The organism is Streptomyces yerevanensis (assembly GCF_000716805.1).
Classification (GTDB): Bacteria; Actinomycetota; Actinomycetes; order Streptomycetales; family Streptomycetaceae; genus Streptomyces; species Streptomyces flaveus.
On record NZ_JNWJ01000018.1, the window covers coordinates 105168 to 120923 of the forward strand.

General features: G+C 71.5%; 13 protein-coding genes. 4 read left to right on the forward strand and 9 right to left on the reverse strand.

The genetic code is table 11. The annotated features are described in order from the left end of the window. Nucleotides 1-66: 66 nt before the first annotated feature. Nucleotides 67-2574: a DEAD/DEAH box helicase gene (locus tag OP79_RS20555; protein WP_078491904.1), complete on the forward strand. Its 2508-nt coding sequence runs from the start codon at nt 67-69 to the stop codon at nt 2572-2574. Between the two features lie 210 nt (nt 2575-2784). Here OP79_RS20555 and OP79_RS20560 read toward each other — a convergent pair whose 3' ends face one another. The 7 genes from OP79_RS20560 to ssd all read right to left on the reverse strand — a co-directional run bounded on the left by OP79_RS20560 (nt 2785) and on the right by ssd (nt 8037). Next, nucleotides 2785-3246: an Rv3654c family TadE-like protein gene (locus tag OP79_RS20560; RefSeq protein WP_078491905.1), complete on the reverse strand. Its 462-nt coding sequence runs from the start codon at nt 3244-3246 to the stop codon at nt 2785-2787. Next, a complete protein-coding gene (locus OP79_RS20565; RefSeq protein WP_033321742.1) occupies nt 3243-3653 on the reverse strand; it encodes a TadE family type IV pilus minor pilin in 411 nt (136 codons plus the stop codon). Before OP79_RS20565 ends, OP79_RS20560 begins: the two co-directional genes overlap by 4 nt. Beyond that, nucleotides 3640-3900 (reverse strand): DUF4244 domain-containing protein, encoded by a 261-nt coding sequence (locus OP79_RS20570; protein WP_245685396.1) that lies wholly within the window; start codon nt 3898-3900, stop codon nt 3640-3642. The genes OP79_RS20565 and OP79_RS20570 overlap by 14 nt, the downstream gene beginning before the upstream one ends. Nucleotides 3901-4017: 117 nt before the next feature. Then, entirely contained in the window at nt 4018-4791 is a 774-nt protein-coding gene (locus OP79_RS20575) for a type II secretion system F family protein (protein WP_033321743.1), read from the reverse strand. Next, entirely contained in the window at nt 4788-5642 is an 855-nt protein-coding gene (locus OP79_RS20580) for a type II secretion system F family protein (RefSeq protein WP_051744787.1), read from the reverse strand. The genes OP79_RS20575 and OP79_RS20580 overlap by 4 nt, the downstream gene beginning before the upstream one ends. Nucleotides 5643-5674: 32 nt before the next feature. Further along, complete coding sequence (locus tag OP79_RS20585; RefSeq protein WP_245685397.1) at nt 5675-6937, reverse strand: TadA family conjugal transfer-associated ATPase; 1263 nt, start codon at nt 6935-6937, stop codon at nt 5675-5677. Further along, a complete protein-coding gene (ssd, locus tag OP79_RS20590; RefSeq protein WP_033321779.1) occupies nt 6934-8037 on the reverse strand; it encodes a septum site-determining protein Ssd in 1104 nt (367 codons plus the stop codon). The genes OP79_RS20585 and ssd overlap by 4 nt, the downstream gene beginning before the upstream one ends. Before the next feature lie 571 nt (nt 8038-8608). Here ssd and OP79_RS20595 point away from each other — a divergent pair. Next, on the forward strand, nt 8609-9433 hold the full coding sequence (locus OP79_RS20595) for an HAD family hydrolase (RefSeq protein ID WP_033321745.1): 825 nt from the start codon (nt 8609-8611) through the stop codon (nt 9431-9433). A 423-nt stretch (nt 9434-9856) separates the two neighbouring features. Here the strand turns inward: OP79_RS20595 and OP79_RS20600 are convergent, their stop codons facing one another. After that, entirely contained in the window at nt 9857-10681 is an 825-nt protein-coding gene (locus OP79_RS20600) for a Fic family protein (protein ID WP_033321780.1), read from the reverse strand. Nucleotides 10682-10782: 101 nt separating this feature from the next. Here OP79_RS20600 and OP79_RS20605 point away from each other — a divergent pair, with 101 nt between their 5' ends. Next, a complete protein-coding gene (locus tag OP79_RS20605) occupies nt 10783-11763 on the forward strand; it encodes an ATP-binding protein (RefSeq protein ID WP_033321746.1) in 981 nt (326 codons plus the stop codon). 24 nt (nt 11764-11787) lie between these two features. Here OP79_RS20605 and OP79_RS20610 read toward each other — a convergent pair whose 3' ends face one another. Further along, the gene (locus tag OP79_RS20610) at nt 11788-13065 is read right to left on the reverse strand and encodes a polysaccharide deacetylase family protein (protein WP_033321781.1); all 1278 of its coding nucleotides are present in this window, start codon (nt 13063-13065) and stop codon (nt 11788-11790) included. A gap of 283 nt (nt 13066-13348) precedes the next feature. Here OP79_RS20610 and OP79_RS20615 point away from each other — a divergent pair, with 283 nt between their 5' ends. Further along, nucleotides 13349-15748, forward strand: coding sequence for a SulP family inorganic anion transporter (locus OP79_RS20615; RefSeq protein WP_078491907.1), 2400 nt, complete (start codon nt 13349-13351; stop codon nt 15746-15748). Nucleotides 15749-15756 lie beyond the last annotated feature (8 nt).

Consider the following 15756-nt stretch of genomic DNA (forward strand, 5'->3'; position numbering starts at 1 on the left):
CTTGCTATCGAGCGGTCGCCCCTCGGGACACCTCGGCGGAGCCCCCGGGACTGTTCGCCAGCCGCGATGGCATTCAATCACTTACCGGCAGGCGTGCACGACGCCTTAGGCCCATTGTCCGTCACGCCAGTGACACACTCGATGCCGATGGCCAAGAATCCCCGGTCCGATCGACCCTCGACGGACACCGCATCCCGACCCGCTCCGAGCACGGTTCTGAACCGGCTCGCCTCGGGGCCGAGCCGGGCTTCGCGCATCACTCATACGGAGCACTTGCCCCCGCGCGAGGGCCGCCATGCCGTCTGGCCCGACCGGATCCGCTCCGAGGTCATCGCGGCGGTGCAGGCCACGGGCATCGAGCACCCCTGGGCCCACCAGGCACAAGCCGCCGAGCACGCCCTGGACGGCGACTCCGTGATCGTCGCCACAGGCACCGCCTCGGGCAAGTCGCTGGCGTATCTCGTCCCGGTGCTGTCGCGTCTGCTCGACGGCTCCGAGGCCGCGAACGGCCGTGGCACGACCGCCCTCTACCTCGCCCCGACCAAGGCCCTCGCGGCGGACCAGTGCCGAGCCGTGAAGGAAATTTCACATCCTCTCGGCAACGCGGTGCGTCCCGCCGTCTACGACGGGGACACTCCCGTCGAGGAACGCGAGTGGGTACGCCAGTACGCCAACTACGTCCTGACCAACCCCGACATGCTGCACCGCGGGATACTGCCCTCCCACCCCCGCTGGTCCTCCTTCCTGCGCGCCCTGCGCTATGTCGTCATCGACGAGTGCCACACCTACCGAGGCGTCTTCGGCTCGCACGTCGCCCAGGTACTGCGCCGGCTGCGTCGCCTGTGTGCGCGGTACGGCTCCTCGCCCGTCTTCCTGCTGGCCTCAGCGACCGCCGCCGAGCCGTCGGTGGCCGCTCGCCGGCTGACCGGCCTGCCGGTCGTCGAGGTCGCGGACGACGCCTCACCGCGCGGCGAACTGGTGTTCGCACTCTGGGAGCCCCCGCTCACCGAACTCCACGGCGAGAAGGGAGCCCCCGTCCGCCGTACCGCCACCGCCGAGACCGCGGACCTCCTCACCGACCTGACCGTGCAGGGCGTCCGCTCGGTCGCCTTCGTACGCTCCCGCCGGGGCGCCGAGCTGATCTCGGTGATCGCCCAGGAACGGCTCGCCGAGATCGACCGCTCCCTGGCCCGGCGCGTGGCCGCGTACCGCGGCGGCTACCTCCCCGAGGAACGCCGCGCCCTCGAGCAAGCCCTCCACTCCGGCGAACTCCTCGGCCTCGCCGCCACCACCGCCCTCGAACTCGGCATCGACGTCTCCGGTCTGGACGCCGTCGTCATCGCCGGCTATCCCGGCACGAGGGCCTCACTGTGGCAGCAGGCGGGCCGCGCGGGACGCTCCGGGCAGGGCGCCCTCGCGATCCTGGTCGCCCGCGACGACCCACTGGACACGTTCCTCGTCCACCACCCGGAGGCCCTGTTCGACCAGCCGGTGGAGTCCACCGTCCTAGACCCCGACAACCCGTACGTCCTCGCGCCCCACCTGTGCGCCGCCGCCGCCGAACTGCCTCTGACGGACGAGGACCTGCCGCTCTTCGGCCCGGCCGCCGCCGATCTGCTTCCGCAGCTGGAAGCCGCGAAGCTGCTGCGTCGCCGTACGAAGGCATGGCACTGGACACGCCGGGAACGGGCCGCCGACCTCACGGACATCCGTGGCGGGGGCGGCAATCCGGTACAGGTCGTCGAGGCCGGTTCGGGCCGACTGCTGGGCACGGTCGACGCCGGCGCTGCGCACACCAGCGTCCACGACGGGGCGGTCCACCTTCACCAGGGCCGTACGTACCTGGTGAAGGAACTGGACCTCGAGGACTCGGTAGCCCTCGTCGAGGAGGCCAACCCGCCGTATTCGACGGTCGCCCGCGACACCACGGCCATCTCCGTCCTGGAAACGGACGTCGAAGTCCCCTGGGGCGAGGGCCGGTTGTGCTACGGCTCCGTGGAGGTCACCAACCAAGTCGTCTCCTTCCTGCGTCGTCGTGTCATCACCGGCGAAGTGCTCGGCGAGACGAAACTCGACCTCCCTCCTCGTACGCTCCGCACACGCGCCGTGTGGTGGACGGTCACCGAGGACCAGCTCGACGCCGCCCGCGTGACCCCGGAGATCCTCGGCGGCGCCCTGCACGCCGCCGAGCACGCGTCGATCGGCATGCTCCCGCTGTTCGCCACCTGCGACCGCTGGGACATCGGCGGCGTCTCCATCCCCCTGCATCCCGACACCCTCCTCCCGACGGTCTTCGTGTACGACGGCCACCCCGGCGGGGCGGGCTTCGCCGAGCGCGCCTTCCACACGGCTCGCGAGTGGCTCACGGCCACCCGCCAGGCCATCGCCTCCTGCGAGTGCGAGGCCGGCTGCCCGTCCTGCATCCAGTCCCCCAAATGCGGCAACGGCAACGACCCACTGCACAAGCGGGGGGCTGTGCGATTGCTGACGGTTCTGCTGCGGGGGACGCCGGAGGGACGGGAGACCGGGGCCGCCTCAGGGGCGGGAGCCGGAGGTGAGGGGGCGGAGGGGTAGATCGGGGCGGAGGGGTGGGCGGCGAGAGTGTCGGCTTCCGGCCGCCGGCCCAAGCTGGGCACGTGGGCCGGCGGGAGGCTGCCGGGCTCTACGGGGGTGCCCGCCATGGCGTCACCCCCGGTGCGGAGCCTGCCTCACTCCCGGGTGCGAGGTCGGCTCCTCCCGGCCTCCGTGCAAAGCCGACCCTCCACCGGCTCCACGCCAGCCCCTCTATCGGTGCACCCCCTCTGCGGGCTTGGCGGCTTCGCCCGCGGGGTGCGGCGGCGCTGTCACCCCCTCGGGCCCCGCCGGAGGCACCGGCCCTGCCGGTCCCGCCCGAGACCTGACCTCCGCGGTGAACGGCCCTCGCCCCGCCGCGACCCTGACGTCCGAGATCTCGCCGTAGACAGCACACCGCACGATGCGGGTGCCCTGCGCCCGCGCCACCCGGTCCGCCCGGGCGCAGGCCGCCGTACCGCCCTCCATCCAGTGGTCCGCCGCCGCGATCGCCGCCAAGTCAGCGGCACCACCCGCGTGGTGACGGGTCATAACCGCTTGGCTCATCGCGAGGATGACGCCGAAGAAGACGCACAGCACCGCGATCACGCCCACCGCCGAGACGGTCGCCGAGCCCCGATCCGAAGCGAACGCTCTCCTGCGCGAACCCCACCATCGCTCGCTTCCCCTCGTCATCCGCCCGCCCCCACCGTCTCCTCGGCCAGGGCCACGGCCTCGTGCTCCAGGTCGAGGGTCAGCGCGTCGGGGCCCGGAGGGTTCGCCGTGACCCGTACGCGCACCAGGTCGCCCTCGCGCCGAACCGTGACCTGCGCCCCGCTCGGCGCCGTCTGCCGGGCCACCGTCGTCACCGTGCCCGGTGGGTCCTGACGGGCCGCCGCACGTGCCCCCGCCCGGGCCGCGTCCACGCACTGGATCTGCGCGGACACGGCCATCAGGGCCCAGACCAGTGCCATCGCGAACGCGACCAGCACGGGCAGCACCATGGCCGCCTCCGCCGTCACGAACCCTCGGTCCCCGGCCATACGCGGGCCCAGACCCCGGCCCAGTACCGGACGGGCCGCCCGCTCCTCAGAACTGGCCATTGAGCGCTCGCTCCACAATGTCCTGCAGAGCCCCCTTGACCTGCCCGCTGGTCAGCACCTCGTAGAGCAGCGCGGCGAAGCCCACTGCCGCGATCAGCCCCATCGCGTACTCGGAGGTCACCATTCCGGCATCCCTCCGCGCCGCCGAAGCCCTCCGCACCGCCCAGGCCGTCGGCAGCTCCCACGTCCTGCCCATCAGCGCCTGCACCCTGCCGGCCCGCACTCGTACCCGCATTGCCTTGCTCATTCGAACCCCCGTGTAGATCCGCTCTGTCGACTCGTTCGACGAGTTCGACTCATTCACTTCGTCCAGCCCCGCTGGACCCGTTCCGTTCATCGCTCGCCCCTCATCACGTCTCGCCCGTCATCCACCGCCTCCCAACACCCCGCCTGCCAGCCCGATGACCACAGGCAGCACCCCGATGGCGATGAACGCGGGCAGGAAACACAGCCCCACAGGCGCGGTGACCATGACGGCCGCCCGCCGCGCACGAGTGGTGGCGGTACGTCCCCACTCCGCGCGGGCCTCCGCGGCGAGCCGCCCGACGGGACTCGCCGCCGGTACGCCCGACTCACCCGCCCGCTCCAGCAGCCGGGCCAGTGCCCGGGCGCCGGACAGCGCGGCCAACCCCCGCCACGCCTCGGCCGGTTCACCGCCGAGCCGCACCTCGGCCGCGCCCCGTGCGAGCCGTTCTCCCACAGGCCCTTCCAGCGCCTCCCCCACCGCCTGAGCCGCCGCCACGGGACTGGCGCCGGCCACGATGCAGGCCGCCAACAGATCGGCGGCAAGCGGCAGTTGCCGCTCGGCCAGTCCCGAGTCGGACTCCTCCGCCGGCGTAGGCCTTCGCTGCCACCTCCTCACTCCGAACCCGGCCACGAGCCCCACGACGATCCCGGAAACTCCGCCGACGAACACCCAGCAGGCGCTGACGGCGCCCGCCACCGGCAGCCACTTCCGCATCGAGGTCCGCACGTCGAAGCGTCGTCCGGTGGGCATCGGTGCCACGACCAGCACCGCTCCCAGCCGTCTGCGCACCCTCCGCTCCCGCCGCGCCGCCCCCAGGGCACACACCAGCGACCACATCCCCGCCACCAGGCACAGGGCCACCCCCAGCCTGTGGACAACCTCCGTACTCATCCCGCCTCCGCCTTCCGTACGATCCGCAGCGCCCACCACAGCCCGACGCCCTCCAGCGCCCCGCCGACCAGCAGACAGCCGAGGCCGGCGCCGGTGTGCAGCACGACGTGCAGCGGATCGGCGCCGAGCGCGGTGCCGAGGAGCAGGCCCAGCAGGGGCAAGCCCGCGAGCAGCACCGCCGTCGACCGCGCCCCCGCCAGCTGGGCGCGCAGATCGGCACGTTGATCCCGTTCCGCGCGCAACGCCGCCTCCAGTCGGTCGAGCCCTGCCGCGAGTCCGGCCCCCCGGTCCACGGCGACCCGCCAGCACGCGGCGAGGCCCAGCAGTCCCTCGGCGCCCGGCCGCCGTGCCGTATCAGTGAGCGCGCCGGGCACGTCCCCGCCGAACCGCGCCGCCGCCAGCACCACCGCCTGCGCATCGCCGAGCCCGCCCGAGTCACGAGCGGCGCGCAGCAGCGCCTCACCCGGCTGCCGCCCGGCGCGCACCTCCCCCGCGAGCGCCCCGCACAACGCGATCACCGCATCGGCCCACCGCTCCCGCGTACGCCGCGCCTGACCGGCCCACCGAGCTCGCCTCACCAGCGGCACCCCGAGTGCGCCCACGACGAGCGGCACCACGGACGCCCCCAGAAGGGCGATCACCGATCCGGCGACCAGCGACCACCACTCGCCCCGAAGCCGATGCAGCCGCCGTAGCCACTCCACAGCCGGCGCGACCCGCTCCCGCGCCCTTCGCTCCCACGTCGGCGGTCCGGCCCCCGCCAACCCGCCACCTGCACACAGCAGTTGCGCCCGCCGGGCCCCTGGCCCTTGGCCACTCATCAGCCAGGCCGCCGCTCCGGCACACACCATTGCTGCACCCACCGACACCTCACCGACCCCCGTCACAAGCCCTCACTCCTCTCACCGAGCAGCCCCCGCAGCCGCTCCCAACCCCGCTCGTACGCGAAGGCCTCCGCGCCCCAGCGCAGCGCCGGCACCGTCACCACGAGCCCCGCCGGGTCCCGCTCCAGCACGTGCACCTCGGCGATCCGCCGCCGCCCGGCCCGGTCGCGTACGAGATGGAGCACCACCGAAAGGGCAGCCGCCACCTGGCTGTGCAGGGCGGCCCGGTCGAGCCCCGCCGCCGTGCCCAGCGCTTCCAAGCGGGCGGGCACCAATGACGCGGCGTTCGCGTGGACGGTGCCACCGCCGTTGTGGCCGGTGTTCAGCGCGGCCAGCAGATGGACGACTTCGGGCCCGCGCACCTCGCCGACGACCAACCGGTCCGGCCGCATCCGCAGGGCCTGGCGCACCAGGTCCTGGAGCGTGACGAGTCCGGCGCCCTCCTGATTGGCGGGTCGGGATTCCAGGCGTACGACATGGGGATGGTCAGGGCGCAGCTCCGCCGAGTCCTCGGCGAGCACGATCCGCTCACCCGGTCCAATCAGCCCCAGCAGAGCACTCAGGAGCGTCGTCTTTCCGCTGCCCGTACCGCCACTGATCAGGAACGACAGCCGGGCGTCGAGCAGCGCCCGCAGCACCCGGTCGCCGCCAGGGGGTACGGTCCCCGCCGCCACCAGTTCGTCGAGTGTGAACGCCCGAGGCCGCACGACCCGCAGCGACAGGCACGTCGAGCCGACCGCGACCGGTGGCAGCACCGCATGCAGACGCGTACCGTCCGGAAGCCGCGCGTCGACCCAGGGGTGCGCGTCGTCGAGCCGACGCCCGGCCACGGCCGCGAGGCGCTGCGCGAGCCGTCGTACGGCCGCCGCGTCCGGAAAGGAAACGGCCGTCAGCTCCAGGCCGCCGCCCCGGTCCACCCACACCCGGTCAGGTGCCGAGACCAGCACATCGGTCACCGAGGGATCGGCGAGCAACGGCTCCAGCGGGCCGGTCCCGACCAGCTCGGAGCGCAACCGCTCGGCGGCGCCGAGCACTTCGGCGTCCCCCAGCACCCGCCCCTGATCCCGCAAGGCCTGCGCCACGCGCGCCGGAGTCGGCTCGGCCCCACTTTCGGCCAGCCACTGCCGCACCCCGTCCAGCAGCTCCCCATCGGCGGGCCGACCCACGCCCGTACGCCCGCCCGTCAGCCTCGCGTCCACAGGCAATCCCACGCTCGTACGTCCACCGAGCCCTCCGGCGCGCACGCGTGTGCCCCCGCTCATACGCCCCCTCCCGCAACCGCGGCCCGCTCCCAGAACGCCGAGCAGAAGCGGGCAAGCGGCCCCCGCGCGTCTGCTCCGGGCGGGGCCCCGCGTTCCTGGGCCACCGGCAGCCCCGTCTCCACGGGGACCTCGCCCGCCAGGGGCAGCCCGAGCAGTCGGGCCACCTCCTTGTCGTCCAGGCCGGGTGCGTACGGCCCTCGTACCGCGACTCGTAGATCGCGCAGGACCATGCCGATCACGGACGCCACCCGTCCTGCCGCCGCGACGGCGCGCAGCTCGGCGGGGACCACGAGGAGCCCGAGGTCCAGCTGGGCGAGAACCTCCGCGACCCCTTCGTCGATCCGGCGCGGCAGGTCCACGACCACCGTGCCGCCCCGCCGCCGGGCCGCGGCCAGCACCGCCCGCACGGCCTCGGGGGCGATGGCGACGCAGTCACCGCGGTCCCAGCTGAGGACACGCAAGGCGTGCAGCTCGGGCAGCGACTCCTCCAGGGCGCCGCCGCCGACCCGGCCGCGCGAGGCGGCGAAGGCCGGCCAGCGCAGGCCCTCGGCCGTCTCGCCGCCGAGGAGTACGTCGAGTCCGCCGCCCAGCGGATCCGCGTCCACGAGCAGTGTGCGCCGCCCCTCGCGCGCCGAGGTGACCGCGAGCGCGCAGGCGAGCGTGGAGGAACCGGCCCCGCCGCGGCCGCCGATCACGCCGACGGTGAGCGCGGGCGGGCCGACTCCTTCGGCCACGTCGGCGATCCGATCGACCAGCCATTGTTCGCCATCGGGCAGCAGCAGAACATGGTCGGCGCCGATCTCCACGGCCCGCTGCCACACCCCCGAATCGTCCTGATCCCGCCCTACCAGCACCACTCCGCGCCTGCGCACGGCTCCGCGCACCCGTCGCGCGGCATCATCGCCGACCAGCACCAAGGGCGCCGTCTCCCAGCCGCCTCCGCGCTCCGGCACTCCGTGGTGGACCTCGGGCCTGGCGCCCGCCGCGGCACACAGCCGTAGCAGGTCGTCCAGCAGTTCCACGTCTTCCGTGACGATCAACGGCCTGCCCTGCCGCCCCTCGGCGGCCGACGGCCGGTCGTGTGTGATGGCTCCCGCCACGATCTCCATCCCCTTCGCTGCTTCCTCGCGAAGCCCCCGCGGCCCCGCGAATCCCGCCCGCGCACAAGAACCGGCAACCGGTCCTCCATATGGACCGCCGATACGAACCGGCCATAGCCGCCGGACAAACCGAACCGGCCATGAACTCGCACCCGGCGGCACGCGCTGGAATCACGGTGCAGCGATCCCGGAAATCGTGTGGATCTTGCTCGATAACTGTGGACAACTCGATGGCTGTGAATATCGCGTTCACCCATACCGGTGACCCCTGTACGACTTCCACAGAGCAGCGTGACGACTACACACGGTGACGGATCATGCGTACGCGCGTAGAAGCACCGAAGCCCACACAAAGGGCCCGGCGCTCAGTGAAGGAAAGGAGAAAACCCATCCGGACATGCGACGACCCCCGCCGGGGGGGAGAGCGGGGGTCGTCCCCACGGCCGACTCGGGGGGGGAGGAGCCGGACCGGGTTAGCACGGTCGCGAACGATCCGTGACTTCCATGGTGTACCCGAGAGCCCTCTCAGGCAAACCCACACGCCTCACCTTACGCCGAATGGTGGGCGCCTATGCTCGGGCTCGTGGAAAACCACTCCTTGCCCCGCACAGCGGCCTTCTTTGATCTGGACAAGACGGTCATTGCGAAGTCGAGCACGCTCACGTTCAGCAAGTCGTTCTACCAAGGTGGACTGATCAACCGCCGGGCTGTGTTGCGTACCGCATATGCCCAGTTTGTCTTCCTCGCGGGCGGCGCCGACCACGACCAGATGGAGCGGATGCGCGAGTACCTGTCCGCGCTGTGCCGCGGCTGGAACGTCCAGCAGGTCAAGGAGATCGTCGCCGAGACGCTTCATGACCTGATCGACCCGATCATCTACGACGAGGCGGCGTCCCTCATCGAGGAGCACCACCTCGCCGGCCGCGACGTCGTGATCGTCTCCACGTCGGGAACGGAGGTCGTCGAGCCGATCGGTGAACTGCTCGGCGCCGACCGGGTGGTGGCGACCCGCATGGTCGTGGGCGACGACGGCTGCTTCACGGGCGATGTGGAGTACTACGCGTACGGTCCGACGAAGGCCGAGGCGATCAAGGAGCTGGCCGCCTCCGAGGGGTACGACCTCTCGCGCTGCTACGCCTACAGCGACTCGGCGACCGACATACCGATGCTCGAAGCCGTCGGCCATCCCCACGCCGTCAATCCCGACCGCGCGCTGCGCCGCGAGGCCACCACGCGCGCGTGGCCCATACTCGACTTCCACCATCCGGTGCGACTCAAGCAGCGGCTGTCCGTGCCGCCCCGGCCGGCCCTGGTCGCGGCAGCGGCGATAGGCGCGGCGGCGGCCACCGCGGGCCTGGTCTGGTACGCGAACCGGCGCCGCTCGGTGGTGGGCTGAGCCTGCCGAACGGCCCATGGCGATACGGGCGACCGATTCACTCCTCTTTGCTCCCAAAAGTAAAGAAGCGCAGCAAGGGCTTCCGCTTCCTCCGGTCCAGGAGTACAAAGAAGTTAACGGCCCGCGAGACCAAGGAACATCCGAAAGGATCACCTTTAACCGCAACCGAGGCCCCACGGACCGAGCATGAACACTGGGCACCCACGCGACGTCGACCCGTCGATTACGGGCCAGCCGCACCAGGAGACGGGCAAAGTTCCGACCTGATGGGCAATATCTCGAGGACGCTTGGTAACCCGGTGAACATGCCAGCGGCGGTACGAACTCTCGTACCGCCGCAACCCTGTTCAGGGAGTTTTTCGCCCTCCTGAGAGGCTCATTTCCAAGCCCCGAGGCAGCAGCCTCCACCGAGAAGGCCGGACGTCACGCCGCCCCGCGCTGCAGCGCCTCGCACACCGCCGTCGACTCCCGCGCGCCCAGCCCAACCGCCTTGCCACAGTGGGCGATCCAGGTCGCCATGCCCTCCGGGGTGCCGGAGACGTAGCCTTCGAAGGCTGCCAGATAGGCCGCGCGACCCTGTTCCGCTTGGCCTACCTCGGCCGGGCAGACGGATTTCGGGTCGAGGCCACTGCCGACCAGGACGATGCGTTCGGCCGCGCGTGCGACCAGGCCGTTGTGGGAGACGAAGGGGCGCAGGGCGAGGAGTTCGCCGTGCACCACGGCGGCGGTCACCAGGGCGGGGGCGGAGCTGCCCGCGATGACCAGCTGCGCGAGACCGTCGAGACGGCCCTCGACCTCGGCCGCGTCGGGCAGCGGCAGTTCGATCAGCGGCTCGTCGACGGGTTCGCCGTCCTGACGTGGCCGCCCGACCTCCTCCCCCTTGTCCGCGGCCGCCACCAGGTGCAGCCGCGCCAGTACCCGAAGGGGCGACTGCCGCCAGACGGACAGGAGTTGGCCCGCCTCGGCGGTCAGCCGGAGGGCCGCGCCCACCACCCGGGCCTCGTCGTCACCGCTGAAGTCGGTGCGTCGGCGCACCTCTTCGAGGGCCCAGTCGGCGCCGGACAGCGCGGCGGAGCCGCGCGCGCCGCGCAGCGCGGCCTCGGAGGTGACCTCGTTGCTGCGGCGCCGCATGATGCGGTGCCCATACACCCGGTCCACGGCCTTGCGCACGGACTCCACGGATTCGGCGACGCCGGGCAGCGAGCCCAGGGCCGCGAGCGGGTCGGCGTTCGCACCTGTCGTACTCATGAGTACGACCCTACGCACCACTGTGACCATCCCCACGAAGGAGTGGTCTTCTTCACGTTTGGCGGCGACCCAGTGCGATCTGACCACTAGGCTTACTGAACATGAAAATTGCTTTCGTTGGGAAGGGCGGCAGTGGCAAGACCACCCTGTCCTCGCTCTTCATCCGTCACCTCGCGACCACGGGATCGCCGGTCGTCGCGGTCGACGCCGACATCAACCAGCACCTCGGGCCCGCGCTCGGACTCGACGAGGCGGATGCCGCCACACTGCCCGCGATGGGCGACCGTCTTCCGCTGATCAAGGACTACCTGCGCGGCTCCAATCCGCGTATCGCCTCCACCGAGACGATGATCAAGACGACACCGCCCGGCGAGGGCTCCCGGCTGCTGCGGGTGGTCGAGAACAATCCGGTGTACGACGCCTGTGCGCGAGCCGTGGAACTCGACGGCGGCGCCGTCCGTTTGATGGTCACCGGCCCGTTCACCGAGGCCGATTTGGGAGTGGCCTGCTACCACTCCAAGACCGGTGCAGTGGAGCTCTGCCTGAATCATCTCGTCGACGGCCAGAGCGAGTACATCGTCGTCGACATGACGGCGGGCTCGGACTCCTTCGCGTCCGGCATGTTCACCCGCTTCGACATCACGTTCCTCGTCGCCGAGCCGACCCGGAAGGGGGTCTCCGTCTACCGCCAGTACAAGGAGTACGCGCGCGACTTCGGCGTCACCCTGAAGGTCGTCGGCAACAAGGTGCAGGGCCAGGACGACATCGACTTCCTCCGCGCCGAAGTCGGTGACGACCTCCTGGTGACGGTCGGGCACTCGGACTGGGTGCGCGCCATGGAGAAGGGCCGCCCGCCCCGCTTCGAGCACCTGGAGGACGCCAACCGCCGCGCCCTGCAGGTCCTTCAGGCTGCCGCGGACGCCACGTACGAGCTGCGCGACTGGGAGCGCTACACGCGCCAGATGGTGCACTTCCACCTGAAGAACGCGCAGTCCTGGGGCAACGAGCGGACGGGGGCCGACCTGGCCGCCCAGATCGACCCCGCCTTTGTGCTGCGTGAGGCCGAGACCGCCACGGCGTGACGGCTTGGCCTGGCCGACCGGGCGCTACGGCTTGGCCGCCGGGGCGCCCGGGACGCTCTTCGAGGCCGGAGCGGACCGGGCGGAGAGGAATGACGTCCAGCCCTGCGTCGGGGCCTGGCCGACCTTGAGCGTGCGGAGCTTGGCCAGTGTCTGCGGGTCCTGGGCGTCGAGCCAGTCGGCGAGCTGCCGGAAGGAGACGCAGCGCACCTCGCGCTGGGTGCAGACGCGCTCGATGGTCTCCTCGATGGCGCGCATATAGGTGCCGCCGTTCCAGGACTCGAAGTGGTTGCCGATGATCAGGGGCGCGCGGTTGCCGTGGTAGGCGCGGTCGAAGCCACTGAGCAGGCCGTCACGCATCTGATTGCCCCAGTACTCGTGCTTGGCCCGGTCGCCCTGGGACGTGGTGCCCGACTGGTTGACCATGAAGTTGTAGTCCATGGCGAGCGTCTCGAAGGCGCGTCCCGGAACCGGCACGAGCTGCATCGACAGATCCCACAGGCCCTGCTCCTTCTTGGGCCAGACCTGGTTGTTGACGCCGCTGGTGTCGTAGCGGAAGCCCATCTCGCGGGCCGCGTACAGGAAGTTCTCCCGGCCCTCCAGGCATGGTGTGCGGGCGCCGATCAGTTCCTTGTCGTAGTCGAAGGGCAGCGGGGAGGCCTGCCTTGTGCCCGTGTTGGTCTTCCAGGACTTCACGAACGACTTGGCCTGGTCGATCTCGCTCTTCCAGTCCTCGGCCGACCAGTCGCCGACGCCGCCGCTGCCGCAGAAGTGGCCGTTGAAGTGGGTGCCGATCTCGTTGCCCTCGAGCCAGGCGCCGCGCAGCTGCTCCACCGTGTCCCTCACGCCCCGCTCGTCATTGAAGCCGATGTCGGAGCGGCCGGGTGAGCGCCGTGGGGGACGGTAGAGGTCGCGTTTCTCGTCGGGCAGCAGGTACACGCCGCTGAGGAAGTACGTCATCGTCGCCTTGTTGTCCCTGGCCACCTTGCGGAAGTGGGAGAACAGCTTCTGGCTGTCCTCGCCCGCGCCGTCCCACGAGAACACCACGAACTGCGGCGGTTTCTGACCGGGCCTCAGCCGCTCGGGGCGGGGCAGATGCGGCTGCGTCCCGGTGAAGGCGGTGGAGCCGTCGCCGATCAGGCGGAGCGCGCTCTTGGGCACCGGGGCGCCTGCCTCGGCTCTCTTGGGCACCGGGGCGCCCGCCGTCTTCTTCGCGCCGGCGTCACCGGTCGCACAACCCGCGAGCGCCGCCGCGCAGACCGCGGCGGCCATGAAGCCCATGGCGATTCTCTGGGTGGCGCCCATCATCCGCCCACCTACTTCCTTCAGACCCGGGAAACCCGGGCGAGCACCGACAGCGCCGCCAAGGTCGCACGGAGATCCGAAGGAATTAATGCGACAAGCCGATGAATGTGCTCATTAACTCGCCAGAGTGATTCACTAACCCATTTGCGCCAGTTTTTCCCATCGAGCCTTTACTCTCCATTACCATTCATTTACCGAGCGTTGATAAACCTCGGCGCTGTAACGCCGTGCCTCACGGCCGCACTCCTAGCGACCGCGTAGCCCCGGAGGAGACGGGAACGACATGTCTGCCTGCACCCCCACCCGAACCGACGACTCTTCGCATCTGCCCGACGACGGGCGGCCGCACAGCCCGCCCTCGCCCTGCCGCGGTCCTCGGATCGCCGCCGCCGATCTGTCCGCCTCGATCACCGTCTTTCTGATCGCGCTGCCGCTGTCCCTCGGCATCGCTCTGGCGACCGGGGCGCCGCTGCAGGCAGGCCTCGTCGCCGCCGCGGTCGGCGGAATCCTGGTCGGTCGGCTCGGTGGCGCGCCGCTCCAGGTGAGCGGGCCCGCTGCCGGGCTCACGGTGGTCACAGCCGACCTCATCCAGCAGTACGGCTGGCGTACGACCTGCGCCATCACCGTGCTCGCCGGGCTCGCCCAGCTCGGCCTGGGCTTCCTGCGGGTGGCGCGCTCAGCGCTCGCCGTGAGCCCCGCGATCGTGCACGGCATGCTGGCCGGCATCGGCATCACCATCGCCGTCGCCCAGTTGCACATCGTGCTCGGCGGCTCACCGCACAGCTCCGTCGTCGACAACGTCCGCGAGCTGCCCGCCCAGTTGGCCGAGCCGCATCTGGCGGCGCTGTCGACGAGCGCCCTGACGCTGGCCGTACTGCTGCTGTGGCCGCGCATTCCCGGGCGGGCGGGGCGAGTTGTCCGTACGGTACCGGCGGCGCTCGCCGCGGTCGCGGGGGCCACGGCCGTAGCAGCGGTCGCCGGGCTGCGGCTGCCCCGGGTCGATCTGCCCTCCTGGAACAGCCACGCCCTCGCCGGGCTGCCCGAAGGGCCCGTCCTGGGCATCGCCGCGGCCGTGCTGACCATCGCGCTGGTCGGCAGCGTGGAGTCGCTGCTCTCCGCGGTGGCCGTGGACAAGTTGGCCGCCGCCCGCAAGCAGGGGCCGCGCATCCCGCGCGCGGACCTCGACCGGGAGCTGCGCGGCCAGGGCGTGGCGAACATCGTCTCCGGGACGCTGGGCGGACTGCCCGTCACCGGTGTCGCGGTGCGCAGCGCGGCCAACGTCCGTACAGGCGCTGTGAGCCGCAACTCCACGATGCTGCACGGCCTGTGGATCGTGGTCGCCGCGCTGCTGCTGGTGCCCGTACTGGACCTGATCCCGCTGGCCGCGCTCGCCGCGCTGGTGGCGGCCATCGGCGTACAGATGGTGTCGCTCAACCACATCCGCACCGTCACCCGCCATCGCGAGGTCCCGGTGTACGCGGCCACGACGGTGGGCGTGGTGTTCCTCGGCGTCCTCGAAGGCGTGGGGATCGGCGTCGCCGTGGCGGTGGCCGTGGCGCTGCACCGGCTGACCCGTACGCGCATCACCCACGAGGAGGACCAGGACGGCGTCCACCATGTGCGGGTACGCGGGCAGTTGACGTTTCTCGCCGTGCCGCGGCTCAGCCGGGCGCTGCATCTGGTGCCCCAAGGAGCGGATGCCGTCGTGGAGTTGGACGGCTCGTTCATGGACCACGCGGCGTACGAGTCGCTGCACGACTGGCAGAGTTCGCACATCACGCAGGGCGGATCGGTGGAGCTGACCGGGCGGTCAGGCGCGCGGATCACCGAGCCCGCGGGCGCCGCCCACTGCCACTGCCGGCCCTGGACGCCCTGGCGCAACCACCAGTGCGAGCAGCCGTCACGGACCGCGCCGCCGGACGGGGGTGCCGGCGAACTGGCCAGCGGCATCAGCGCGTTCCAGCGCAACACCGCTCCCCTGGTGCGCGGCGAGCTGGCCCGGCTCGCGCGGGAGGGGCAGCAGCCCTCGCAGCTCTTTCTGACCTGCGCCGACTCCCGGCTGGTCACGTCGATGATCACCTCCAGCGGCCCCGGCGATCTCTTCGTCGTACGCAATGTCGGCAATCTCGTGCCGCTGCCCGGCGAGGAGAGCGGGGACGACTCGGTGGCGGCCGCGATCGAGTACGCGGTGGAGGTGCTGAAGGTTAGATCCATCACCGTGTGCGGGCACTCCGGATGCGGGGCGATGCAGGCGCTGCTGCACAGCGAACCCACCGGCGCCCGGACGCCGTTGAAGCGATGGCTGCGGCATGGGTTGCCGAGTCTGGAGAGGGCGGCCGTGAAGGACGAGCCCCGGGCGCGGATCGCCGGGCGGGCGCCCGCCGACGCCGTCGAGCAGCTCTGCCTGACCAACGTGGTGCAGCAGTTGGAGCATCTGCGGGCGCACGAGTCCGTGGCCCGAGCTCTGCGGGAGGGCGCGCTCGAACTGCACGGGATGTACTTCCACGTGGGCGAGGCCCAGGCGTATCTGCTCACGGACGCGCCCGACACCCCCGACACCGAGGAGGCGCCCGGCGACCGGTCCGAACCCGGGCCGGAGCCCGGCGGCATGGTGTTCGACCGGGTCGAGGCGAGCGCCCTGCACGACGTCGGAACCTCACCCCACCCCGCAAACAGCCCTTGACCGCCCGC

Coding starts and splice junctions, on each gene's coding strand:
- OP79_RS20555 (WP_078491904.1), top strand. CDS start 67: ATGGCATTCAATCACTTACCGGCAGGCGTGCACGACGCCTTAGGCCCA.
- OP79_RS20560 (WP_078491905.1), bottom strand. CDS start 3,246: ATGACGAGGGGAAGCGAGCGATGGTGGGGTTCGCGCAGGAGAGCGTTC.
- OP79_RS20565 (WP_033321742.1), bottom strand. CDS start 3,653: ATGGCCAGTTCTGAGGAGCGGGCGGCCCGTCCGGTACTGGGCCGGGGT.
- OP79_RS20570 (WP_245685396.1), bottom strand. CDS start 3,900: ATGAGCAAGGCAATGCGGGTACGAGTGCGGGCCGGCAGGGTGCAGGCG.
- OP79_RS20575 (WP_033321743.1), bottom strand. CDS start 4,791: ATGAGTACGGAGGTTGTCCACAGGCTGGGGGTGGCCCTGTGCCTGGTG.
- OP79_RS20580 (WP_051744787.1), bottom strand. CDS start 5,642: ATGGTGTGTGCCGGAGCGGCGGCCTGGCTGATGAGTGGCCAAGGGCCA.
- OP79_RS20585 (WP_245685397.1), bottom strand. CDS start 6,937: ATGAGCGGGGGCACACGCGTGCGCGCCGGAGGGCTCGGTGGACGTACG.
- OP79_RS20595 (WP_033321745.1), top strand. CDS start 8,609: ATGCTCGGGCTCGTGGAAAACCACTCCTTGCCCCGCACAGCGGCCTTC.
- OP79_RS20600 (WP_033321780.1), bottom strand. CDS start 10,681: ATGAGTACGACAGGTGCGAACGCCGACCCGCTCGCGGCCCTGGGCTCG.
- OP79_RS20605 (WP_033321746.1), top strand. CDS start 10,783: ATGAAAATTGCTTTCGTTGGGAAGGGCGGCAGTGGCAAGACCACCCTG.
- OP79_RS20610 (WP_033321781.1), bottom strand. CDS start 13,065: ATGGGCGCCACCCAGAGAATCGCCATGGGCTTCATGGCCGCCGCGGTC.
- OP79_RS20615 (WP_078491907.1), top strand. CDS start 13,349: ATGTCTGCCTGCACCCCCACCCGAACCGACGACTCTTCGCATCTGCCC.